The organism is Pseudomonas sp. Sample_16, assembly GCF_004307665.1.
In the GTDB taxonomy this organism is placed as follows: Bacteria; Pseudomonadota; Gammaproteobacteria; order Pseudomonadales; family Pseudomonadaceae; genus Aquipseudomonas.
Genome location: NZ_RCOB01000036.1, coordinates 54342 through 72865, shown reverse-complemented (window position 1 = coordinate 72865; position 18524 = coordinate 54342). Strand labels below are relative to the sequence as shown.

The window sequence follows — 18524 nt, the reverse complement described above, 5'->3', positions numbered from 1 at the left end:
GGGTCAGGCTGGAGGACTTGCGGGGCGGGTTTGAGCAGATGGAGTTGTTTGAGCGTTAGATTTTTCGGTGATTTTCAGGGCCTTATCGCGGGCAAGCCTTGCTCCTACAGGATTCGAGTCGATCAAAATATCGGCGACGACATAAATCCTGTAGGAGCAAGGCTTGCCCGCGATTCTTTCAGGCCTTAATTCGGCCCCGGATCCGCAACCAGCCGCCCGGCATCCTTGGTCAGCGACTTCAGAAATTCGGTCTGCAACTCTGGGTCGTTGCGCGTCAGTTCAATCAGGCTCTGTTCCAGCTCGCTGGCCTCTTCCTCCAGGCCCAGTTCCGACAGGCGCTTGACCCGGTGTACCCACTGGCTTACTTCGTCGTCTTCGAGGTCGTCGTAAATCAACCCGTGGGCTTCGAGCAGCTTGCCACGCAAGGTATTGCTGATGGCGAGGGACGAGTCGGTATGCACGTCGTCCTTGGCGTCCTCGACATTGATCTGCAGCTTGCTCAGATGATTGAGGTCATGTTCGGCGAACGGGCTGTCCAACAGGTTCAGACGCAATACGCCGTTTTTGTCGGTGCTCAGCTCGAAGGTTTCCTTGCCGGCCTTGACCTGCACTGGACGCTCGCTCCATGGCAGGCTCGAGTACTCCGTGCGCTTGTCGAGCTGGACCTCATCGATCCCGGCCAGGTTCTGTTGCGCACGACCATTGGATTGCGTGTTCATGAACGGGTTGAGTCCGGCAAAGCCGTAACTGAACCAGTCCTTGGTCACGCTATCCGGAAGGTTGCCCAGGGCAAACACATTGACCACGTTCGCACCGACGCCACCGACCACCGCTACAGCGCCCAGCGGGATCTCGTAGATTTCCCGCCAGGGTTGGTACGGCGTGTAGCGATCGTAATGGCGCGTGACCTCGAACTCGGTGACTTCGAAGGTCTTTTGCTCGTGGATTTTCACCCGGCGCTGCGGCAGCTCAAGCACCTTGGGCTCACCGACATCGATCTGCAGGCTGTGATCGAGCAATTTGCGCTCGACACGTTCCTCGTGCTCGCTGCGTTGTGACATGTGATTGGCACAGCCGCTGACCAGCAGGGCGCCGCACAGGGCGGCACCACCGAGGCCTAAGGTGTTTCGCTTGAACATGACGTCTCTATCTGGTGTCAGCGGCGGATACGGGCCTGGAGGAAAGACAACACGTCAGCGACCGGCAGCGCTTGCGCCTCGGCCTCTGTGCGGCTCTTGTATTCCAGATTGCCGTCGGCGAGGCCGCGGTCACTGACCACGATCCGGTGTGGAATGCCAATCAGCTCCATGTCCGCGAACTTGATGCCCGGGCTGGTTTTCTTGTCGCGGTCGTCCAGCAGCACTTCGAAGCCGGCGGCAGTCAGTTCTGCATACAGCTTGTCGGTGGCTTCGCGAACCAGGTCGGTTTCATAGCGCAACGGCACCAGGGCGATCTGGAAAGGCGCTAGCGCGTCGCTCCAGATGATGCCTTTGTCGTCGTTGTTCTGTTCGATGGCAGCCGCCACCACGCGGGAAACGCCAATGCCGTAGCAGCCCATTTCCAGGGTCACCGGCTTGCCGTTCTCGCCCAGCACTTCGCACTTCATCGCTTTGCTGTACTTGTTGCCCAGCTGGAAAATGTGCCCGACTTCGATGCCGCGCTTGATTTCCAGGGTGCCTTTGCCGTCAGGGCTTGGGTCGCCGGAAACCACGTTGCGCAGGTCGGCAACGGTTGGAACCGGCAAGTCGCGCTCCCAGTTCACGCCGAAGTAGTGCTTGTCGTCGATGTTCGCACCGATGCCGAAATCGCTCATCAGTTCGACCGAACGATCGATGATGATCGGCAGTGGCAGGTTCAGCGGGCCGAGAGAACCGGCACCCGCGCCGATGGCGTCGCGCAGTTCGCTTTCCGAGGCCATGACCAGCGGGCTGGCGACGCCAGGTTGGTTGGCGGCCTTGATTTCGTTCAGCTCGTGATCGCCACGGATGATCAGGGCAATCAGCTTGCCTGGCTCTTCGGCGTGAACCACGAGGGTCTTGATGGTTTTCTCGATCGGCAGGTTGAAGCCTTCGACCAGTTGCGCAATGGTCTTGGCGTTCGGCGTGTCGACCAGACGCAGTTCTTCGGTCGGTGCGGCACGCGAAGTTTCGCGCGGCACGGCTTCGGCTTTCTCGATGTTCGCCGCGTAGTCGGAACCGTTGCTGAAAACGATGTCGTCTTCGCCGGACTCAGCCAGCACGTGGAACTCGTGGGAACCGGCGCCACCGATGGAGCCGTTGTCGGCTTCTACAGGGCGAAACTTCAGGCCCAGACGGGTAAACACGTTGCAGTACGCCTGGTGCATGCGGTCGTAGGTGACCTGCAGCGACGGCTGGTCAGCGTGGAACGAATAGGCGTCCTTCATGATGAATTCACGGCCGCGCATCAAACCGAAGCGTGGGCGGATTTCGTCACGGAATTTGGTCTGGATCTGGTACAGGTTGATCGGCAGCTGCTTGTAGCTGCTCAACTCGTTGCGCATCAGATCGGTGATCACTTCTTCGTGGGTCGGGCCGGCGCAGAAATCGCGACCGTGGCGATCCTTGAAGCGCAGCAATTCAGGGCCGTACTCTTCCCAGCGACCGGATTCCTGCCACAGTTCAGCCGGTTGCGTGCTCGGCATCAACACTTCGAGCGAGCCGGCGGCGTTCATTTCTTCACGAACGACGGCTTCGACCTTGCGCATCACTCGCAAGCCCATCGGCAGCCAGGTGTACAGGCCCGAGGCAAGTTTGCGGATCATGCCGGCGCGCAGCATCAGCTGGTGGCTGATCACGACCGCGTCGGAAGGCGTTTCTTTCTGTGTGGCGAGCAAAAATTGACTGGTGCGCATGGTTGGCCGTTATCGATTGCTGATGACGAGAAATGACGGAGCATTGTACGGGCGAGATCCGCTGTCGTACAGGCGTGCGGTCGGCGGTGTGGCGGGAGGGCGGGAATCGCTGCGCCCTCCAGGTTGTTTCCTGCAGATTCTTCCTACGATTCTTCCGCTACCTGCGTCGGTACGGGTTCCGGTGTGGGGGTCGGACCCTCGCGGCGACTTTCCTGGAACCAGTGCAAGGCGATCAGCAGCAGCGTCGGAACACCCAGCAGGGCAGTGATCAGGAAGAAATTGTGGTAGGTGAATTTTTCCACCATGACCCCGGAGTAACCGCCGATCAGGCGCGGCAGCAAGAGCATGATCGAGCTGAGCAGGGCGTATTGGGTGGCGGAGAATTTGAGGTTGGTCAGGCTCGACAGATAGGCCACGAATGCCGAGGTCGCAAGGCCGGAACTGAAGTTGTCCAGTGAAATGGTCAATACCAGCATGTTCAGGTTGGCACCCATGTCGGCGAGCATCAGGAACAGGATGTTGGTCCCAGCGGAGGCCACGCCGCCGATGAACAGGATCGGCAGGATGCCGAAACGCACGATCAGCAGGCCACCCATGCCGGCACCCACCAGGGTCATGATCAGGCCAAAGATCTTGCTGACGCTGGCGATCTGGTCTTTGGTGAAACCCTGGTCGATATAGAACACGTTGGCCATCACGCCCATGACCGTGTCGGACATCCGGTAAGTGGCGATCAGGCCAAGCAGCAGCAGCGCTTGCCAGCGATAGCGAAGAATGAAGTCGTTGACCGGAGTCAGCACCGGCGCCAGCCCGCGACGGCCCATGGCTGACAGGCACAGGGCGGTGAGCGTGGTGTAGAGGATTGCCCGCAGGAAGGCGCGGTCCTGGAGCAGCAGGTCAAGCGGGCTCACACCTTCGAACAGCACGCTGGCGAAGTCGGTGTTGTAGAGCTGGGTGAACATGGCCGGCACGGAAACCAGCAGTACGATCAGAACGAACACCGAGGCCAATTGATGCACGAAACTGTAGCGTCCGGCCTGCAATTGCGTGCGCAGCGGCACGGGCGGTTCGCGCATGAACAACGAGGTCAGCAGCGCCGGAACCATCAAGGCGCCGAACAGCAGGTACGTGCCGGCCCAGGCGGAGTGCTTGTAGTTGAAGCCGGTGGAGCCGAAACCTTCGGCGAAGAACAGCGCGCCGGCCGTGGCCAGCAGCGCCGCGATTCGATAACCGGACATGTAGCTGGCGGCCAGGGCAGCCTGGCGATTGTCTTCGGCGATTTCCAGGCGATAGGCGTCAACCGCAATATCCTGCGTCGCCGAGGCGAACGCGACCACTACAGCGATGGCGATCAGCCAGGACAAATGTTTTTGCGGGTCGCAAAAGCCCATGCCGACCAGGCCGAGGATCACCAGTGCCTGGGAAAGCACCAGCCAGGAACGTCGACGACCGAGCTTGCCGAGCAAGGGCAGGCGCCATTGGTCGAGCAAGGGCGACCAGACCCATTTGAAGGCGTAGGCCAGGCCGATCAGGCTGGCGTAGCCGATGGTCTCGCGCGCCACGCCGGCTTCACGCAGCCAGACGGAAAGCGTCGAGAACACCAGCATGTAGGGCAGGCCGGCGGCGAAACCCAGCAATAGCAGTACAAGCGTCGAGGGGCTGGCATAGGCAGCGAGCGCGGCGCGCCAGGTTTTACGGGGCATGGGCTGGAGTCTGCCTCAAGAAATACGGAAACAAAGCGCGCACTCTAACCGCTGTGCTCTACCGGGCGCCACCCATGGCGCTGAATATCAACACGATTATTCAGGATACTGATGCCCTCCATGCGCAATCGCGCGCGTTGTTCATCCCCCGACGGGCTGCCAACGGGGAGGCTGATGCGCCCTCCGGCGCCAAGTACGCGGTGCCAGGGTAGCTTGCTGTCTGCGGGCAGTTGGCTCAGGGTCCGTCCGACCCAGCGCGCGGCCCGGCCCAAACCGGCCAACTCCGCCAACTGACCGTAGCTCACCACTTTGCCTTCGGGCACTTGGGCCAGGGTCAGATAGAGCGCCGTGCGTCGGATTTGCGCTGCGCTTTCGGGTTCAGCTTCTGTTTCGGTCACGTGCGCAGTCCCTGAAAAAAATTACAGTACCGTCCGTAGAGTAAATCCTCGATCGCCAATTGAGAAATGAACTCAATAGAAATAGTCGGGTCAGTCCTTGCTAGGGCCTTATTCCTGCGGATAATGCCGACTTTTTTTCGCGAACCTGAGCCTGTATTTGCTTATGTTGTCCAGAACCCTGCTGTGCCTCGCTGTCGTCAGTGCCTCCACTCCTTTGCTCGCGGATACCGTCTGGTTGAAGAACGGTGACAAGTTGAGCGGCAAGATCATCCTGTTCGATGGCGGCAAGCTGCTGGTTCAGACCGAGTATGCCGGTGCCGTGCCGATCGATTGGAACAAGGTGAAAACCCTGGAGAGCGATCAACATCTGCTGGTCAAGCAGGATGCCTACACCGGGGAGGTGGCCAAGTCGCTGCACGCGGCGGAGGATGGCAAGGTAACTCTGGCCAACGGTGATGCGCCCAAGACGGTGGAGTTGGCGAGCATTCAGCAGATGCTCAAGCCCAAGCCTGTCGTCGAGGATCTGGTCTGGAAAGGCAACATTGATGCAGCTCTGGATTACCAGCGCGCCGACAAGGACACCGACGATTACGATGTCGACTTCAAGACATCCGCGCGTCATGGTCGCTGGCGCCACATTGCGGAAGGCGAGTACAACCGCGAGTTCCAGGACGATGTGGTGACTACGGACAACTGGCGGGCCGAGTACTCCCTCGACCGCTTCCTGACCGAAAAGTGGTTCTGGCAGGGTCGACTGGTCTATAAGCGGGACAAGGTTGAAGACCTGTCCCGTCAACGCACGGTCGGTACCGGTCCGGGTTACCAGTTCTGGGATAACGAGCTGGGGGCGTTCTCCCTCGGCTCGCTGATCAACCGCACGGATTATCAATTTGCCGACGGTAGTAAGGACAACTTTTATTCCGTGGCAATGAAGTGGGATTACAACCGCTATCTGATCGGCAAAAAAGTCGAATTCTTCACCAATGGCGAGGTGGGCAAGCCACTGTCCGGCGTGGCCGAGTATGCGCTGGATGCCGAGATGGGCTTGCGCTACAAGGTGACCGACTGGGCTTCGCTCAATCTCAAGGCTGAACGCGACATCGTCGATGGTACGCAAGAAGCCGACCTGGACAAGACCCGGTACACCGCAGGATTTGGTGTGACCTGGTAAACCCGTTTCCACATCTATAACCCATCGCGGGCAAGCCTCGCTTCTACAGAGTCATTGGATATCTGCAGGAGCGAGGCTTGCCCGCGATGGCGTCAGCGCAATCAAAAGCTCTTGGCCGACAAAACACTCGCCCACAAAAAAGCCCCGCTTTTGAGGGCGGGGCCTTTTACTAAAGCAAGTACAAGTTAGATAACTTGAACTTCTTCAGCTTGCATGCCTTTCTGACCGCGGGTAGCGATGAAAGAAACCTGTTGGCCTTCTTTCAGGCTTTTGAAGCCGTCGGATTGGATAGCTTTGAAGTGAACGAACAGGTCGTCACCGGATTGTGGAGTGATGAAGCCGAAGCCTTTTTCATCGTTGAACCACTTAACGGTACCGGTTTGGCGATTAGACATGGTGTAACTCCTTGAACAAAGATAACTGCGACTCAGGAAGAACCCTGGCCGAGACTGAGTGCAAAGAGCAGGAAAAATTCTTGTAGATGGTTGGATCGAAATTCAACATATCGTGTAGAGATTCTCAGTGACACAAGCAGCACAGTGGCGCCACCTTAACCCTTTTTCCGAGACGTGCCAATGCTTCTTGCGAAGGTTTCTCGGTTTTCGTGATCGACGGTGCATCGTATTGCTTCGAAGGTCCGTAATTTCGGCAGGATCATCGAGAATTGCGCCCAGTGCTTTGAACCCGGCGGCGCGCCCCGGTAAGATGCCGGACAGATTTTTTCCACCTCGCTATTCAGGACACCGCCATGAGCATCAAATCGGACAAGTGGATTCGCCGCATGGCGCAAGAGCACGGCATGATCGAGCCGTTCGTAGAGCGCCAGATGCGTGGCAGCGACGATAGCCGTGTGATCTCCTACGGCGTGTCCAGCTACGGCTACGATGTGCGTTGCACCAATCATTTCAAGGTGTTCACCAACATCAACTCCGCCATTGTCGACCCGAAAAACTTCGATGCCGGCAGCTTCGTCGATATCCACAGCGACGTGTGCATCATCCCGCCGAACTCCTTTGCCCTGGCCAGCACCGTCGAGTACTTCCGCATCCCGCGCAATGTATTGACCATCTGCCTGGGTAAAAGCACCTACGCGCGTTGCGGCATCATCGTCAACGTCACGCCGCTGGAGCCGGAGTGGGAAGGCCACGTGACCCTGGAGTTTTCCAACACCACCAATCTGCCGGCGAAAATCTACGCCAACGAGGGCGTGGCGCAGATGCTGTTCCTCGAATCCGACGAAGAGTGCGAAGTGTCCTACAAGGACCGTGGCGGCAAGTATCAAGGCCAGCGTGGCGTGACCCTGCCACGGACCTGAGTCAACCGTCCGACAAACCGTGGGAATTCCTGAGCGAGCGTACACTCTATGGAGTGTACTTCCGATCCGCGCAAGGCAGATCGGGCCATCGCTCAGGAGTGCTTTATGAAGATCGACCCGCAAATAAGTGCCGAACTGGCAAGGCTCGAGCCCAATCAGGTTGGCGTTTTAGCCTGGTCCTTGCTGGCACACCCGACGATCAGCATGGCAGGGGGCATTCCCGGCCAGCCTGATCCTGATACGCCCAACGAACAACCTACCGAGCCAGGTGAGCCGACTCTTCCGGACGAACCGCCTCCCGCGCCTGTGGCCTGATCAACACCGGACCTCTGTCTGTAGGAGCGAGCCTGCTCGCGATGAACCCGAGAACGCCGCGCAGTATCAGTTGCCACGCGTCATCGTTGGCGTCCATCGCGACGGTGCGACGATTCGACAGGCTCGCTCCTACAGGGTCACCGGCCAGATTTCGTTGTCGCCGATTACAAAAATCCTGCAATTGTCGTCCCGTTCAACCTGATATCCCCCGGTGAACGCGCCGAAGGCCGGTAACAGGCTGACCGTCTCGCCAATCCTGAAACACGCCAGGCGCAAACGCTGCCGGCCTCGACCGTTGAGCCGAAACACCGGGTGCACGTGCCCGGCCAGCACATGCCGCCCAGGATACGGGTTCGGCTCGTGCTGCAAAGCGAAAGGCCCCAGTAACATGGGTTCAGGCACCACCTCAATGTTCAGTGTGGCGGGTGGGTCGCCGGCACGTTTATCGTGGTTGCCGCGGATCAGCGTCATGGGCAAGTCACGATGCCGCGCTCGCCACTGGGCCAACGCCTGGAGCGTAGCTGTCGCGTGAGAGCCGGGGCCGTGGAGAAAGTCACCGAGAAAAATCAATTGCCGGCAGGGAAGTGCCTTCAACAGGGCATCGAGCACGGCAATGTTCTGCTGGGTTGTACCCTGAGGTACAGGTTGACCCAGGCTTCGATAGGCCGCGGCCTTGCCAAAATGCACATCGGCCACCAACAACGCTTGTTGAGCCGGCCAATAGACGGCTTTTTCCGGCAGCAGCCAGAGCTCTTCTCCACAAAGGCTTATCGGATAGGGCGCACTCATCAGGTTTTCCCGGTGTCGGCGGTTGTTTCCAGATCGCTGACCATGCGTCGGATGCGGTCGGCGAGTTTTTCCGAACTCATGCTTTCGCGCATCCGTTCCACCAGCAGTGGAAAGCCAAGGGGCGTTGGTCGCTTGATCTGATGCAGGTCCAATGTCATCCGGTTGATTCGCTCCAGTGTTTGTTCCAGGCGACGAATATCCAACTCTTCCCGCAACACTTCTTCCCCGGCCTGAGCCAGCAATAAATTGCCCGCGTCGTATTGTTTGAACACTTCGAAGAACAGGCCGCTGGACGCCTGAACCTGCCGCGTGCTTTTCGGAGCGCCGGGGTAGCCGGCGAACACCAGCCCGGCAATTCGAGCGATTTCGCGGAAACGGCGCAGGGCCAGTTCACCGGCATTAAGACTGGCCAGTACGTCCTGCAACAGATTATCGGCGCTGAACAGGGCGGCATCGAGTTGCCGCGACCAATCGACGGGCGTGGCGCTGAGCAGTTCCAGGCCGTAATCATTGACTGCGATCGAGAAGGTCAGCGGCTGGCGTTGACTGGCCCGCCACGCCAACAGGCTGGCCAGCCCCAGATGCACCTGGCGACCGGCGAAGGGAAAAAGAAAAAGGTGCCAGCCCTCGCGAGATTTCAGGGCTTCGGCCAGCAGACTGTTTTCGGTCGGTAATCCCGACCACCGTTGTTGCACTTGCAGTAAGGGGCGCATCGCCTGCATTTGCGGGCCGACATAATGACCCTTCGCCGCGGCACTGAATCGGGCGACCACCGCTTTTGCCAGTTCATTGGATAGGGGCATGCGTCCGCCATTCCAGCGCGGGACCGCGGCTTTTTTCACCGTGCTGCGTTTGACGTACGCGGTCATGTTTTCTACCCGCACCAGTTCCAGCAAGCGCCCGGCGAACAGAAAACCATCACCGGGTTTGAGGCGCGCAATAAAGCCCTCCTCGACACTGCCCAACTGTTTGCCACCGCCGCCCTTGCTCCAGAATTTCAACTGAATGCTCGCATCGCTGACGATGGTACCGATGCTCATGCGATGCCTGCGGGCCAGCCGTGCATCCGGCACGCGCCACACACCGTGCTCATCGGGCTCGACCCGGCGGTAATCCGGATAGGCTGTCAGGGAGAGTCCGCCATGGCGTACGAACGCCAGCGCCCATGCCCATTCGGCCGGGTTCAGGTCACGATATGCCCAGGCTCCGCGGACTTCTTCGTACAACTCATCGGGGAGAAAACCGCCGCCCAGAGCGATGCTGACCAAGTGTTGCACCAATACATCCAGTGGCTTGACCGGGGATAGCCGCGGTTCGATGCAGCGTGCCGCGACAGCATCCTGCGCCGCGGCGGCCTCGATCAATTCAAGGCTGTGGGTTGGCACCAGCGTGACCCGTGATTCACGTCCCGGTGCATGGCCGGAGCGCCCGGCACGCTGCATGAGCCGCGCCACACCTTTGGCGGAGCCGATTTGCAGAACCCGCTCCACCGGCAGGAAATCCACACCAAGATCGAGGCTGGAGGTGCAGACCACCGCTTTGAGTTGGCCATCCTTGAGCGCGCGTTCGACCCAGTCTCGGGTGTCGCGGGACAACGAGCTGTGGTGCAGCGCGATCAATCCGGCCCAGTCCGGCCGGGCGTCGAGGAGGGCCTGGTACCAGATCTCCGACTGGGCACGGGTGTTGGTAAACACCAGGCTGCTGGCGCTGGATTCGAGTTCGCCCACCACCTGCGGCAGCATCTTCAACCCGATGTGCCCGGCCCAGGGAAAACGCTCGATCGCCGGGGGCAGCAGCGTGTCGACCCGCAGCACTTTGCGGGTTTGCCCTTGCACACTGATGCCGCCGCCGTTGGGGATCAGCACCTGCTCGGCGTGAGACTGATTACCCAGCGTCGCGGAAATGCCCCAGACGATCAGTTCGGGACGCCAGCGACGCAAACGGGCCAAGGCCAATTGCAGTTGCACGCCGCGCTTGTTGCCAAGCAATTCGTGCCATTCATCGACCACCACCATGCGCAAGGTCGAAAGTGCTGTTTGCGCGTCGGCACGGGCAAGCATCAGGGTCAGGCTTTCTGGTGTGGTGATCAGCGTGCTCGGCAGGCGCCGGCTCTGGCGCGCTCGTTCACTGCTGCTGGTGTCGCCGGTGCGCAGGCCGACGCTCCACGGAATCTGCAAAGCCTGCAGCGGCGCTTCAAGTGCGCGGGCGGTGTCGGCGGCCAGGGCGCGCATGGGGGTTATCCACAGCACCGTGAGGGGCTCGGCCACGGGTTTGCGTTTGCGAGTTGTTTCAACCGCAGGTGAAGAGCGGGCGAAGCGATTGAGCGCGCCGAACCAGACCGCGTAGGTTTTACCGGCGCCGGTGCTGGCGTGCAGCAATCCGCTGTGTCCCTGTTTTACCGCTGACCACACTTCCTTTTGAAAGGCGAACGGCTTCCAGCCGCGAGCGGTGAACCAGAGTTTTGCGTAGTCGGGGGAGGTTCCCATGCCGGCGGTTTGCGCTCTGAAAGTGTTCCTTCAGTGACCACGACGCAACACAACAAGTTTTATTGCGATGTCTGCTGTAGGAGCAAAGCTTGCTCGCGATAGCGGTGCTTCAGGCGAGGATAATATCGACTGAAATACCGCTATCGCGAGCAAGCTTTGCTCCTACATGGGGCTGGTTTTACTTGAGGTTACCGCTGAGGAATTGCTTGAGGCGCTCGCTCTTCGGATTGCCCAGCACGTCTTCCGGCGCGCCTTCTTCCTCTACCAGGCCCTGATGCAGGAACAGCACCTGGCTCGACACTTTACGGGCGAAGCTCATTTCGTGGGTGACCATGATCATGGTCCGGCCTTCTTCGGCCAGGCCCTGGATCACCTTGAGCACTTCACCCACCAGCTCCGGGTCCAGCGCTGACGTCGGTTCGTCAAACAGCATGACCTCCGGCTCCATGGCCAACGCTCGGGCAATCGCCACCCGTTGCTGCTGGCCGCCGGAAAGAAATGCCGGGTATTGGTCCGCCACCCGCGCCGGCAAGCCGACTTTGTCCAGGTAGCGACGGGCACGGTCTTCGGCTTCCTGCTTGCTGCAACCCAACACCCGGCGCGGGGCCATGGTGATGTTTTCCAGCACGGTCATGTGGCTCCACAGGTTGAAGTGCTGGAACACCATGGCCAGGCGGGTGCGGATCCGTTGCAGTTCGTCGGGATCGGCGACGTGCATGCCGTGGCGATCCTTGACCATGCGGATCGCCTGGCCGTCCAGGCTCATGGCGCCGTCATTGGGTTGTTCGAGAAAGTTGATGCAGCGCAAAAAGGTACTTTTGCCCGAGCCGCTGGCGCCGATCAGGCTGATGACGTCGCCGGTGTTGGCCTTGAGCGAAACGCCTTTGAGCACCTCGTGATCGCCATAGCTCTTGTGCAGGCCTTCGATGGTCAGTTTGTACATGGAACAAGCATCCTCAAGGCGAAAGTAGGTAGCCGCTGCGATAGGCTTCGGTGCCCGCGACATGGGCGATGACCATGCCGGCAGTGGCCATGCGGCGCAGCGAGCGCGCGTACATCAGGCCGGCGGCAGTGCAATGGACCGCAGTGACGCGATCGGTGATCGGGTCGATGATTTCGGCGATCAGTTGCCCGGCTTCCAGGTACTCACCTGGCAATGCAGTGAACACCAGCAAACCGCCGACGGGGGTCGCCACCGGTTCGACGCCGGCCAGGGGCGTAGCCGGGTAGGGCAGGTCGGGCAATGGCGCCGGTTCGCCGGCAATTGCACCGAAGTGAATCAGGTAATCGATCAGTGCCTGGCTGTCGAGGCTGGCCAGCGGGTGATTGACGTCGCCCTGGCCGCGCAATTCGACCGTGACCGAAAAGCTGCCCGGCGCAATGTCGAACTGTTCGCCGAAGCGTTCTTTCAACTGCCACCAGAGCAGGGTGAAGCATTCATCGAACGACTGCCCGCCGGAATCAGTGGCCAGCAAACTGGCTTCGGAACCGATGTAGCGCGCCAGCGGCTCGACCTGCGGCCAGGCTTCGGGCGTGGTGTACAAGTGCGCGACGGCTTCGAAATCGCAATGCAGGTCCAGCACCATGTCGGCGTCGCAGGCCAGCCTTTGCAGGGTCAGGCGCTGGGATTGCAACTGGGTGCCGGCGGTCTGCCGGGCCAGCGCATTGCGCAGGCTGTTGCGGATCAGTTCGCGATTACGCTGGGGGTCGTCACCGAGCTGGCCTTCGATCTCATTGCCGACTTCCTCGCTCAAGTCGACGAACCAGCGGTTGAAGTTCTGTCCGCTTTCCAGCTCGTATCGACCCAGCGGCACATCCATCAGCACTTGTTCCAGGCCAACCGGATTGGCTACCGGAACCAGAACGATTTCACTGCGCAGCCGCCCGGCCGCTTCGAGCTCCGTCAGGCGTTGCTTGAGATGCCAGGCGACCAGCATGCCGGGCATTTCATCGGCGTGCAGGGATGACTGGATGTAGATCTTGCCTTTGGCCGGCTGAGGGCCGAAGTGAAAGCTGTGGATCTGTCGTGCTGTCCCCGGCAGCGGGGCCAGCAAGTCATGTATCTGGTGGCGCATTTGTCTTATTCCAGGAAGCTTGGGCCCTAGTGAGTCGGCCCGAGGAAGGCCAGCCATCGGCGTTCGGCGAGACGGAACAGGCCAACCAGCGCAAAGGTGACGGTCAGGTAGATCAGCGCGGCGATGCCGAACGACTGGAAGGTCAGGAAGGTCGCCGAGTTGGCGTCCCGCGCGACTTTCAGGATGTCCGGGATGGTTGCGGTGAAGGCCACGGTGGTCGAGTGCAGCATCAGGATCACTTCGTTGCTGTAGTAGGGCAACGAGCGGCGCAGAGCCGAAGGCATGATCACGTAGGCATACAGCTTCCAGCCTGTCAGGCCATAGGCCTTGGCGGCTTCGACTTCACCGTGGGCCATGCTGCGGATGGCCCCGGCGAAAATTTCCGTGGTATAGGCGCAGGTGTTCAGTGCGAACGCCAGGATGGTGCAGTTCATCGCATCGCGGAAGAAGCTGTCGAGCACCGGTTGCGCCCGCACGGCGGCGAGGCTGTAGATGCCGGTGTAGCAGATCAGCAACTGGATATAGAGCGGCGTACCGCGGAACAGGTAGGTGTAGAACTGCACTGGCCAGCGTATGTAGAAGTGCGGTGAAACCCGGGCGATGGACAGCGGAATCGAGACGATGAAACCGATGAAAATCGACGCGCTGAGCAGCCACAGGGTCATGGCCAGGCCGGTGATGTTCTGGCCGTCGGTGTAGAGGAAAGCCCTCCAGTATTCCTGCAGGAGTTCGATCATCGTACGGCCTCCCGGGTCCCGGCGGCGTAGCGGCGTTCGAGCCAGCGCAGAATGATGTTGGAGGCACTGGTGATCAGCAGATAGATCAGCGCAGCGAGCACCAGGAAGTAGAACAGTTGATAGCTGCTTTTACCCGCGTCCTGGGCTGCCTTGACCAGGTCGGCAAGGCCGATGATCGACACCAGCGCGGTGGCCTTGAGCATCACCATCCAGTTGTTGCCGATACCCGGCAGGGCAAAGCGCATCATTTGCGGGAACACCACGATACGAAAGCGCTGGCCGCGCTTGAGACCATAGGCGGTGGCCGCTTCGACCTGGCCGCGCGGCACGGCAAGGATGGCGCCGCGGAACGTCTCGGTGAAATACGCGCCGTAAATGAAGCCCAGGGTCAGTACCCCGGCGCTGAACGGGTTGATCTCGATGTATTCCCATTCCATGTAGTCGGTAAGCGACGTCAGCCAGGTTTGCAGGCTGTAGAAGATCAGCAGCATCAGCACCAGGTCCGGCACCCCGCGAATCAACGTGGTGTAGCACTGGGCAACCAGGCGCAGCAGTTTGACTTTGGACAGTTTGGCGCTGGCGCCGAGCAGGCCGAGCAACACGGCCACCAGCAGCGACATCGCCGATAATTTGATAGTCATCCAGGTGCCTTCCATCAGCAAAGGACCGAAGCCCTTGAGGCTGAAGGCGGAGAGCCCCAGATTTTGCAGGAGGTTTTCGAACATAAATCAGCAACCTGATCGGATGAAAAAAGCGCCCATCGCGAGATGGGCGCCGGGCATTACTTGCCGCTGTACAGATTCAGATCGCCAAAGTGTTTCTTCTGAATGGTGGCGTAGGTGCCATCATCGTGTAACGCTTTGATACCTTTGTCCAAAAGTGCTTTCAGCTCGGTGTTACCTTTCTTAATACCGATAGCCGTTTTAGCAGGCAGCAGTTCGCTGTCGACTGGCTTGCTGACTTCGTAGCCCTCGCCTTTTGGCGACTTCAGGAAGCCCAGTTCGGCTTGCAGCATGTCCTGGATCGCGGCGTCGAGACGGCCGGAAGTCAGGTCGGAATACACCTGATCCTGGTTCTGATAGGCCTGGGTTTTTACCCCAGCCTTGTCCAGAACGGCTTTGGCGTAGGCTTCCTGGATGGTGCCTTGCTCGTAGCCGACGGTCTTGCCCTTGAGCGAAGCGACGTCTTCAGTCAGGCCAGAGCCTTTCTTGAACACGTAGGCGGTTGGACCGGAAAACAGCTCGCTGGAGAAGTCGATGACTTTTTCACGGGCCGGGGTGACGGTCATCGAAGAGATCACACCGTCGAATTTATTGGCCTTGAGGCCAGGAATCATCCCGTCGAAATCGCTTTCGACCCATTTGCACTTGACCTTCAGCTCGGCGCAGATTGCGTTGCCCAGATCGATGTCGAAGCCCACCAGGTTGCCGTCAGCCGCTTTCGACTCGAACGGTGCGTAGGAAGGGTCAACACCAAAACGCAGTTCCTTGTATTCCTTTGCCATGGCGGAGCCAGCGGCCATGCACAACGCCAGTGCAGAGAGGGTCAGCAATGCTTTTTTCATTATTTATTCCCTAAAACCAATATGAGCGCTTGTGGCGCAGAATTATTGTTACTGGTAAGCGTAAGACCTAATGAAAGTAGCAATTTCCGAACCAGAGTGCCGAACAAGCGTTTAACAGGCATTCAGGAAATCGCCGGGATGGGATTAGTGCACGAAAACGGGCGGCGTGGAAGACCTGCACTCTTTTGGTTCTTCGGCAGGCGAATTACTGGAGCAAATCCTGCAGTGTTCCCAAGTGATCCGCCTCATCGACGGACTTGTCCTGACGCCAGCGCAGCATCCGCGGAAACCGCACGGCGATCCCGCTTTTGTGCCGCTTGGACAGCGCAATCCCTTCGAAGCCCAGCTCAAACACCAGGCTCGGTTTGACGCTGATCACCGGGCCGAATTTTTCCACGGTGGTTTTACGCACGATGCTGTCGACCTGGCGCATTTCTGCATCGGTCAGCCCTGAGTAGGCCTTGGCAAAGGGCACCAACGTGCGCTCGCTGGCGTCGGGTGGGCCGTCCCAGACCGCGAAGGTGTAGTCGCTGAAAAGACTCGCCCGGCGGCCATGACCGCGTTGCGCGTAAATCAGTACGGCGTCGACACTGAACGGGTCTACCTTCCATTTCCACCAGACGCCCACATCCTTGGTTCGGCCCACGCCGTAGAGCGCGTCTTGAGCCTTGAGCATCATCCCTTCGACGCCGAGCCGGCGAGAGTCTTCGCGCTGGCGGGCGAGGTCGAACCAGTCTTCGCCGGTCAACAGTGGCGACGCCAGCAGCGCCGGATGATTGCAACGGGCAATGACTTGCTCCAGTTGCGCCCGCCGCTGCACCTGCGGTTGATTGCGCCAGTCTTCGCCGGCCCATTCCAGCAAGTCGTACGCGAGGATGACCACCGGAATGTCGCCAAGCATTTTCTTGCTCAGGGTTTTGCGCCCGATGCGCTGTTGCAGCAGGGCGAAAGGTTGCACGGCGGGGGCGGTCGGCGATTGCGGGTCGAAGGCGTCGGCGGTGTCGGGTTGATCAGCTTTCCAGACCACGATTTCACCGTCGATCACCGTGCCGTCGGGCAAGACGTGGTTCAGGTTGGCCAGCTCGGGAAACCGCTCGGTCACCAACTCTTCACCCCGTGACCAGACCCACAACTTTGCGTCGCGCTTGACCACTTGGGCGCGGATGCCATCCCACTTCCATTCCACTTGCCATTGGCTGGCAGGGCCGAGCAATGCGTCGAATTGTTCGACTGGTTGGGACAGTGCGTGGGCGAGAAAAAACGGATAGGGCTGGCCGCCTCGCTGGGCATGTTCATCTGCCGATTCGGCGGCGATCAGTTTCAGGTAACTGGCGGCGCTCGGGCGATTGGACAGGTCGGTATAGCCCACCAGGCGTTGCGCCACGCGTTTGCTGTCGAGATGGGCCATGGCGGCGAGCGCCCGGGTGACCAACAGTTTGGAGACGCCAACACGAAAGCTGCCGGTGATGAGCTTGATACAGAGCATCAAGCTGGTGCGGTCCAGTTGCGACCAGAGTTCGGGCAGTTGCCGGGCGAGCACCTCGGGGGATTCGCCGCGCAAAGGCAGCAGCTTTTTTTCGACCCACACGGCCAGGCCATCGCTGGACACGTGAGGAGCCTCAGGCAGGATCAGCGAGATGGTTTCGGCCAGATCGCCCACGGCCTGATAACTCTCTTCGAACAACCACGTCGACAGGCCCGATTGCTCAATCGCCAGATCATGCAGAAGCCGCGCCGGCACCAATTGCCGGGGCCGTCCTCCGGACAGGAAATACACCGCCCATGCAGCATCTTCAGGGGCGGCCTGGGCAAAGTAGCGTTGCATCGCCAACAGTTTGGCATTGCTTGAAGTCGTCGCATCGAGCTCGGCATACAACTGGGCAAACGCTCTCATGACGTCGCCTCGGTGGGCTCGTGCTCGACGGCTACAGGTTCTTCTTCATCGTCACCGTATTCGGTATCGAAAGCCTGGGCGTCGAGGCCTTGCTCGCGCAGGTGACGCACCAACACGGCGACCGAACCGTGGGTGACCATCACCCGTTGCGCACCACTCTGTTCGATGGCCCAGAGCAGGCCAGGCCAGTCCGCGTGATCGGAGAGCACGAAGCCGCGATCCACACCGCGGCGCCGGCGAGTACCGCGCAGGCGCATCCAGCCGCTGGCGAAGCCATCGCTGAAGTCGCCGAAGCGGCGCATCCAGGTGCTGCCACCGGCGGAGGGAGGGGCAATGACCAGGGCTTTGCGCATCAGCGGGTCGTTTTTTTGCACATCGCCGGCATAGATCGTCGCAGGCAGGTGAACACCCGCTTCGCGGTAAACCCGGTTCAGCGGTTCGACCGCGCCATGGACCAGGATCGGGCCAAGTCCGGCATCGATGCCGTGGAGAATGCGCTGGGCTTTGCCGAACGAATAGCACAGCAGCACGCTGGTTTTGTCCTGTGCCGCGTTGGCCTGCCACCATTGATTGATTTCGGCGAAGACCTGCGCCTGGGGTTGCCAGCGATAAATTGGCAGGCCGAAGGTCGATTCGGTGATAAAGGTATGGCAGCGCACCGGTTCGAACGGGGCACAAGTGCCGTCGGGCTCGATTTTGTAATCGCCGGAAGCGACCCAGACTTCGCCGCGGTATTGCAGGCGAACCTGCGCCGATCCCAGAACATGCCCAGCCGGATGAAAACTCAGGGTGACGCCGTGATGCAACAAGCGCTCGCCGTAGGCCAGCGTCTGCAGGTTGATGTCTTGCCCCAGCCGCGCTCGCAGAATGCCTTCACCCGGCGCCGCTGCCAGGTAATGCTGGTTGCCGGTGCGCGCATGGTCGCCATGGGCGTGGGTAATGACTGATCGCTCGACCGGTCGCCAGGGATCGATATAGAAATCGCCAGCGGGGCAGTACAAGCCTTCGGGACGCGCGATAACAAGATCCACGATGCTACCCAAGTGGGGGGACTTGTTAGCTATGAGGCTGGCGCGCGGCGAGAAGTTCTATCGGGGTTTGATGGGTGCGCTTTACACGAGGTACAGCTCATTCCTTGAGGAGCACAGCTTGCTCGCGATAGCGGAATGTCAGTCACCGATAATGTTGAATGTGCCGGCGTCATC

Annotated in this window: 17 protein-coding genes; 3 read left to right on the top strand and 14 right to left on the bottom strand. The window is 60.0% G+C overall.

The features are described 5' to 3' along the window. Positions 1-185 precede the first annotated feature (185 nt). From D8U69_RS05340 to D8U69_RS05325, 4 genes are all read right to left on the bottom strand, one after another. Positions 186-1139, bottom strand: coding sequence for a hypothetical protein (locus tag D8U69_RS05340; RefSeq protein WP_130906846.1), 954 nt, complete (start codon positions 1137-1139; stop codon positions 186-188). A 17-nt stretch (positions 1140-1156) separates the two neighbouring features. Then, positions 1157-2872, bottom strand: a complete 1716-nt coding sequence (locus D8U69_RS05335; RefSeq protein ID WP_130906845.1) for a proline--tRNA ligase — start codon at positions 2870-2872, stop codon at positions 1157-1159. A 143-nt stretch (positions 2873-3015) separates the two neighbouring features. After that, the gene (locus tag D8U69_RS05330; protein WP_130906844.1) at positions 3016-4575 is read right to left on the bottom strand and encodes an AmpG family muropeptide MFS transporter; all 1560 of its coding nucleotides are present in this window, start codon (positions 4573-4575) and stop codon (positions 3016-3018) included. A 44-nt stretch (positions 4576-4619) separates the two neighbouring features. After that, positions 4620-4973, bottom strand: a complete 354-nt coding sequence (locus D8U69_RS05325) for an MGMT family protein (RefSeq protein ID WP_056856151.1) — start codon at positions 4971-4973, stop codon at positions 4620-4622. A 163-nt stretch (positions 4974-5136) separates the two neighbouring features. Here D8U69_RS05325 and D8U69_RS05320 point away from each other — a divergent pair, with 163 nt between their 5' ends. Beyond that, entirely contained in the window at positions 5137-6144 is a 1008-nt protein-coding gene (locus D8U69_RS05320; RefSeq protein WP_056856150.1) for a DUF481 domain-containing protein, read from the top strand. 185 nt (positions 6145-6329) lie between these two features. Here D8U69_RS05320 and D8U69_RS05315 read toward each other — a convergent pair whose 3' ends face one another. Further along, positions 6330-6539 (bottom strand): cold-shock protein, encoded by a 210-nt coding sequence (locus D8U69_RS05315; protein WP_002554837.1) that lies wholly within the window; start codon positions 6537-6539, stop codon positions 6330-6332. A gap of 353 nt (positions 6540-6892) precedes the next feature. Here D8U69_RS05315 and dcd point away from each other — a divergent pair, with 353 nt between their 5' ends. Both dcd and D8U69_RS05305 read left to right on the top strand, forming a co-directional pair. Then, positions 6893-7459 (top strand): dCTP deaminase, encoded by a 567-nt coding sequence (gene dcd / locus D8U69_RS05310; protein ID WP_007940589.1) that lies wholly within the window; start codon positions 6893-6895, stop codon positions 7457-7459. Between the two features lie 105 nt (positions 7460-7564). After that, the gene (locus D8U69_RS05305; protein ID WP_056856149.1) at positions 7565-7774 is read left to right on the top strand and encodes a hypothetical protein; all 210 of its coding nucleotides are present in this window, start codon (positions 7565-7567) and stop codon (positions 7772-7774) included. A gap of 129 nt (positions 7775-7903) precedes the next feature. Here D8U69_RS05305 and pdeM read toward each other — a convergent pair whose 3' ends face one another. The 9 genes from pdeM to D8U69_RS05260 form a co-directional block, all read right to left on the bottom strand. After that, entirely contained in the window at positions 7904-8563 is a 660-nt protein-coding gene (gene pdeM / locus D8U69_RS05300; RefSeq protein ID WP_130906843.1) for a ligase-associated DNA damage response endonuclease PdeM, read from the bottom strand. Then, entirely contained in the window at positions 8563-11049 is a 2487-nt protein-coding gene (locus D8U69_RS05295) for a ligase-associated DNA damage response DEXH box helicase (protein WP_130906842.1), read from the bottom strand. Before D8U69_RS05295 ends, pdeM begins: the two co-directional genes overlap by 1 nt. 178 nt (positions 11050-11227) lie before the next feature. After that, on the bottom strand, positions 11228-11992 hold the full coding sequence (locus D8U69_RS05290; protein WP_056856146.1) for an ATP-binding cassette domain-containing protein: 765 nt from the start codon (positions 11990-11992) through the stop codon (positions 11228-11230). A gap of 13 nt (positions 11993-12005) precedes the next feature. Then, positions 12006-13124: a succinylglutamate desuccinylase/aspartoacylase family protein gene (locus tag D8U69_RS05285; protein WP_130906841.1), complete on the bottom strand. Its 1119-nt coding sequence runs from the start codon at positions 13122-13124 to the stop codon at positions 12006-12008. Between the two features lie 26 nt (positions 13125-13150). Beyond that, entirely contained in the window at positions 13151-13861 is a 711-nt protein-coding gene (locus tag D8U69_RS05280) for an ABC transporter permease (protein ID WP_056856144.1), read from the bottom strand. After that, positions 13858-14586, bottom strand: a complete 729-nt coding sequence (locus tag D8U69_RS05275; RefSeq protein WP_056856143.1) for an ABC transporter permease — start codon at positions 14584-14586, stop codon at positions 13858-13860. The genes D8U69_RS05280 and D8U69_RS05275 overlap by 4 nt, the downstream gene beginning before the upstream one ends. 56 nt (positions 14587-14642) lie before the next feature. After that, complete coding sequence (locus tag D8U69_RS05270) at positions 14643-15425, bottom strand: transporter substrate-binding domain-containing protein (RefSeq protein ID WP_056856142.1); 783 nt, start codon at positions 15423-15425, stop codon at positions 14643-14645. Between the two features lie 205 nt (positions 15426-15630). Beyond that, positions 15631-17319, bottom strand: coding sequence for an ATP-dependent DNA ligase (locus D8U69_RS05265; RefSeq protein ID WP_130906840.1), 1689 nt, complete (start codon positions 17317-17319; stop codon positions 15631-15633). Further along, on the bottom strand, positions 17316-18350 hold the full coding sequence (locus D8U69_RS05260) for a ligase-associated DNA damage response exonuclease (protein WP_130906839.1): 1035 nt from the start codon (positions 18348-18350) through the stop codon (positions 17316-17318). Before D8U69_RS05260 ends, D8U69_RS05265 begins: the two co-directional genes overlap by 4 nt. Positions 18351-18524: the final 174 nt, after the last annotated feature.

Coding starts and splice junctions, on each gene's coding strand:
- D8U69_RS05320 (WP_056856150.1), top strand. CDS start 5,137: ATGTTGTCCAGAACCCTGCTGTGCCTCGCTGTCGTCAGTGCCTCCACT.
- D8U69_RS05285 (WP_130906841.1), bottom strand. CDS start 13,124: ATGCGCCACCAGATACATGACTTGCTGGCCCCGCTGCCGGGGACAGCA.
- D8U69_RS05330 (WP_130906844.1), bottom strand. CDS start 4,575: ATGCCCCGTAAAACCTGGCGCGCCGCGCTCGCTGCCTATGCCAGCCCC.
- D8U69_RS05295 (WP_130906842.1), bottom strand. CDS start 11,049: ATGGGAACCTCCCCCGACTACGCAAAACTCTGGTTCACCGCTCGCGGC.
- D8U69_RS05315 (WP_002554837.1), bottom strand. CDS start 6,539: ATGTCTAATCGCCAAACCGGTACCGTTAAGTGGTTCAACGATGAAAAA.
- D8U69_RS05280 (WP_056856144.1), bottom strand. CDS start 13,861: ATGATCGAACTCCTGCAGGAATACTGGAGGGCTTTCCTCTACACCGAC.
- pdeM (WP_130906843.1), bottom strand. CDS start 8,563: ATGAGTGCGCCCTATCCGATAAGCCTTTGTGGAGAAGAGCTCTGGCTG.
- dcd (WP_007940589.1), top strand. CDS start 6,893: ATGAGCATCAAATCGGACAAGTGGATTCGCCGCATGGCGCAAGAGCAC.
- D8U69_RS05335 (WP_130906845.1), bottom strand. CDS start 2,872: ATGCGCACCAGTCAATTTTTGCTCGCCACACAGAAAGAAACGCCTTCC.
- D8U69_RS05290 (WP_056856146.1), bottom strand. CDS start 11,992: ATGTACAAACTGACCATCGAAGGCCTGCACAAGAGCTATGGCGATCAC.
- D8U69_RS05275 (WP_056856143.1), bottom strand. CDS start 14,586: ATGTTCGAAAACCTCCTGCAAAATCTGGGGCTCTCCGCCTTCAGCCTC.
- D8U69_RS05340 (WP_130906846.1), bottom strand. CDS start 1,139: ATGTTCAAGCGAAACACCTTAGGCCTCGGTGGTGCCGCCCTGTGCGGC.
- D8U69_RS05270 (WP_056856142.1), bottom strand. CDS start 15,425: ATGAAAAAAGCATTGCTGACCCTCTCTGCACTGGCGTTGTGCATGGCC.
- D8U69_RS05305 (WP_056856149.1), top strand. CDS start 7,565: ATGAAGATCGACCCGCAAATAAGTGCCGAACTGGCAAGGCTCGAGCCC.
- D8U69_RS05265 (WP_130906840.1), bottom strand. CDS start 17,319: ATGAGAGCGTTTGCCCAGTTGTATGCCGAGCTCGATGCGACGACTTCA.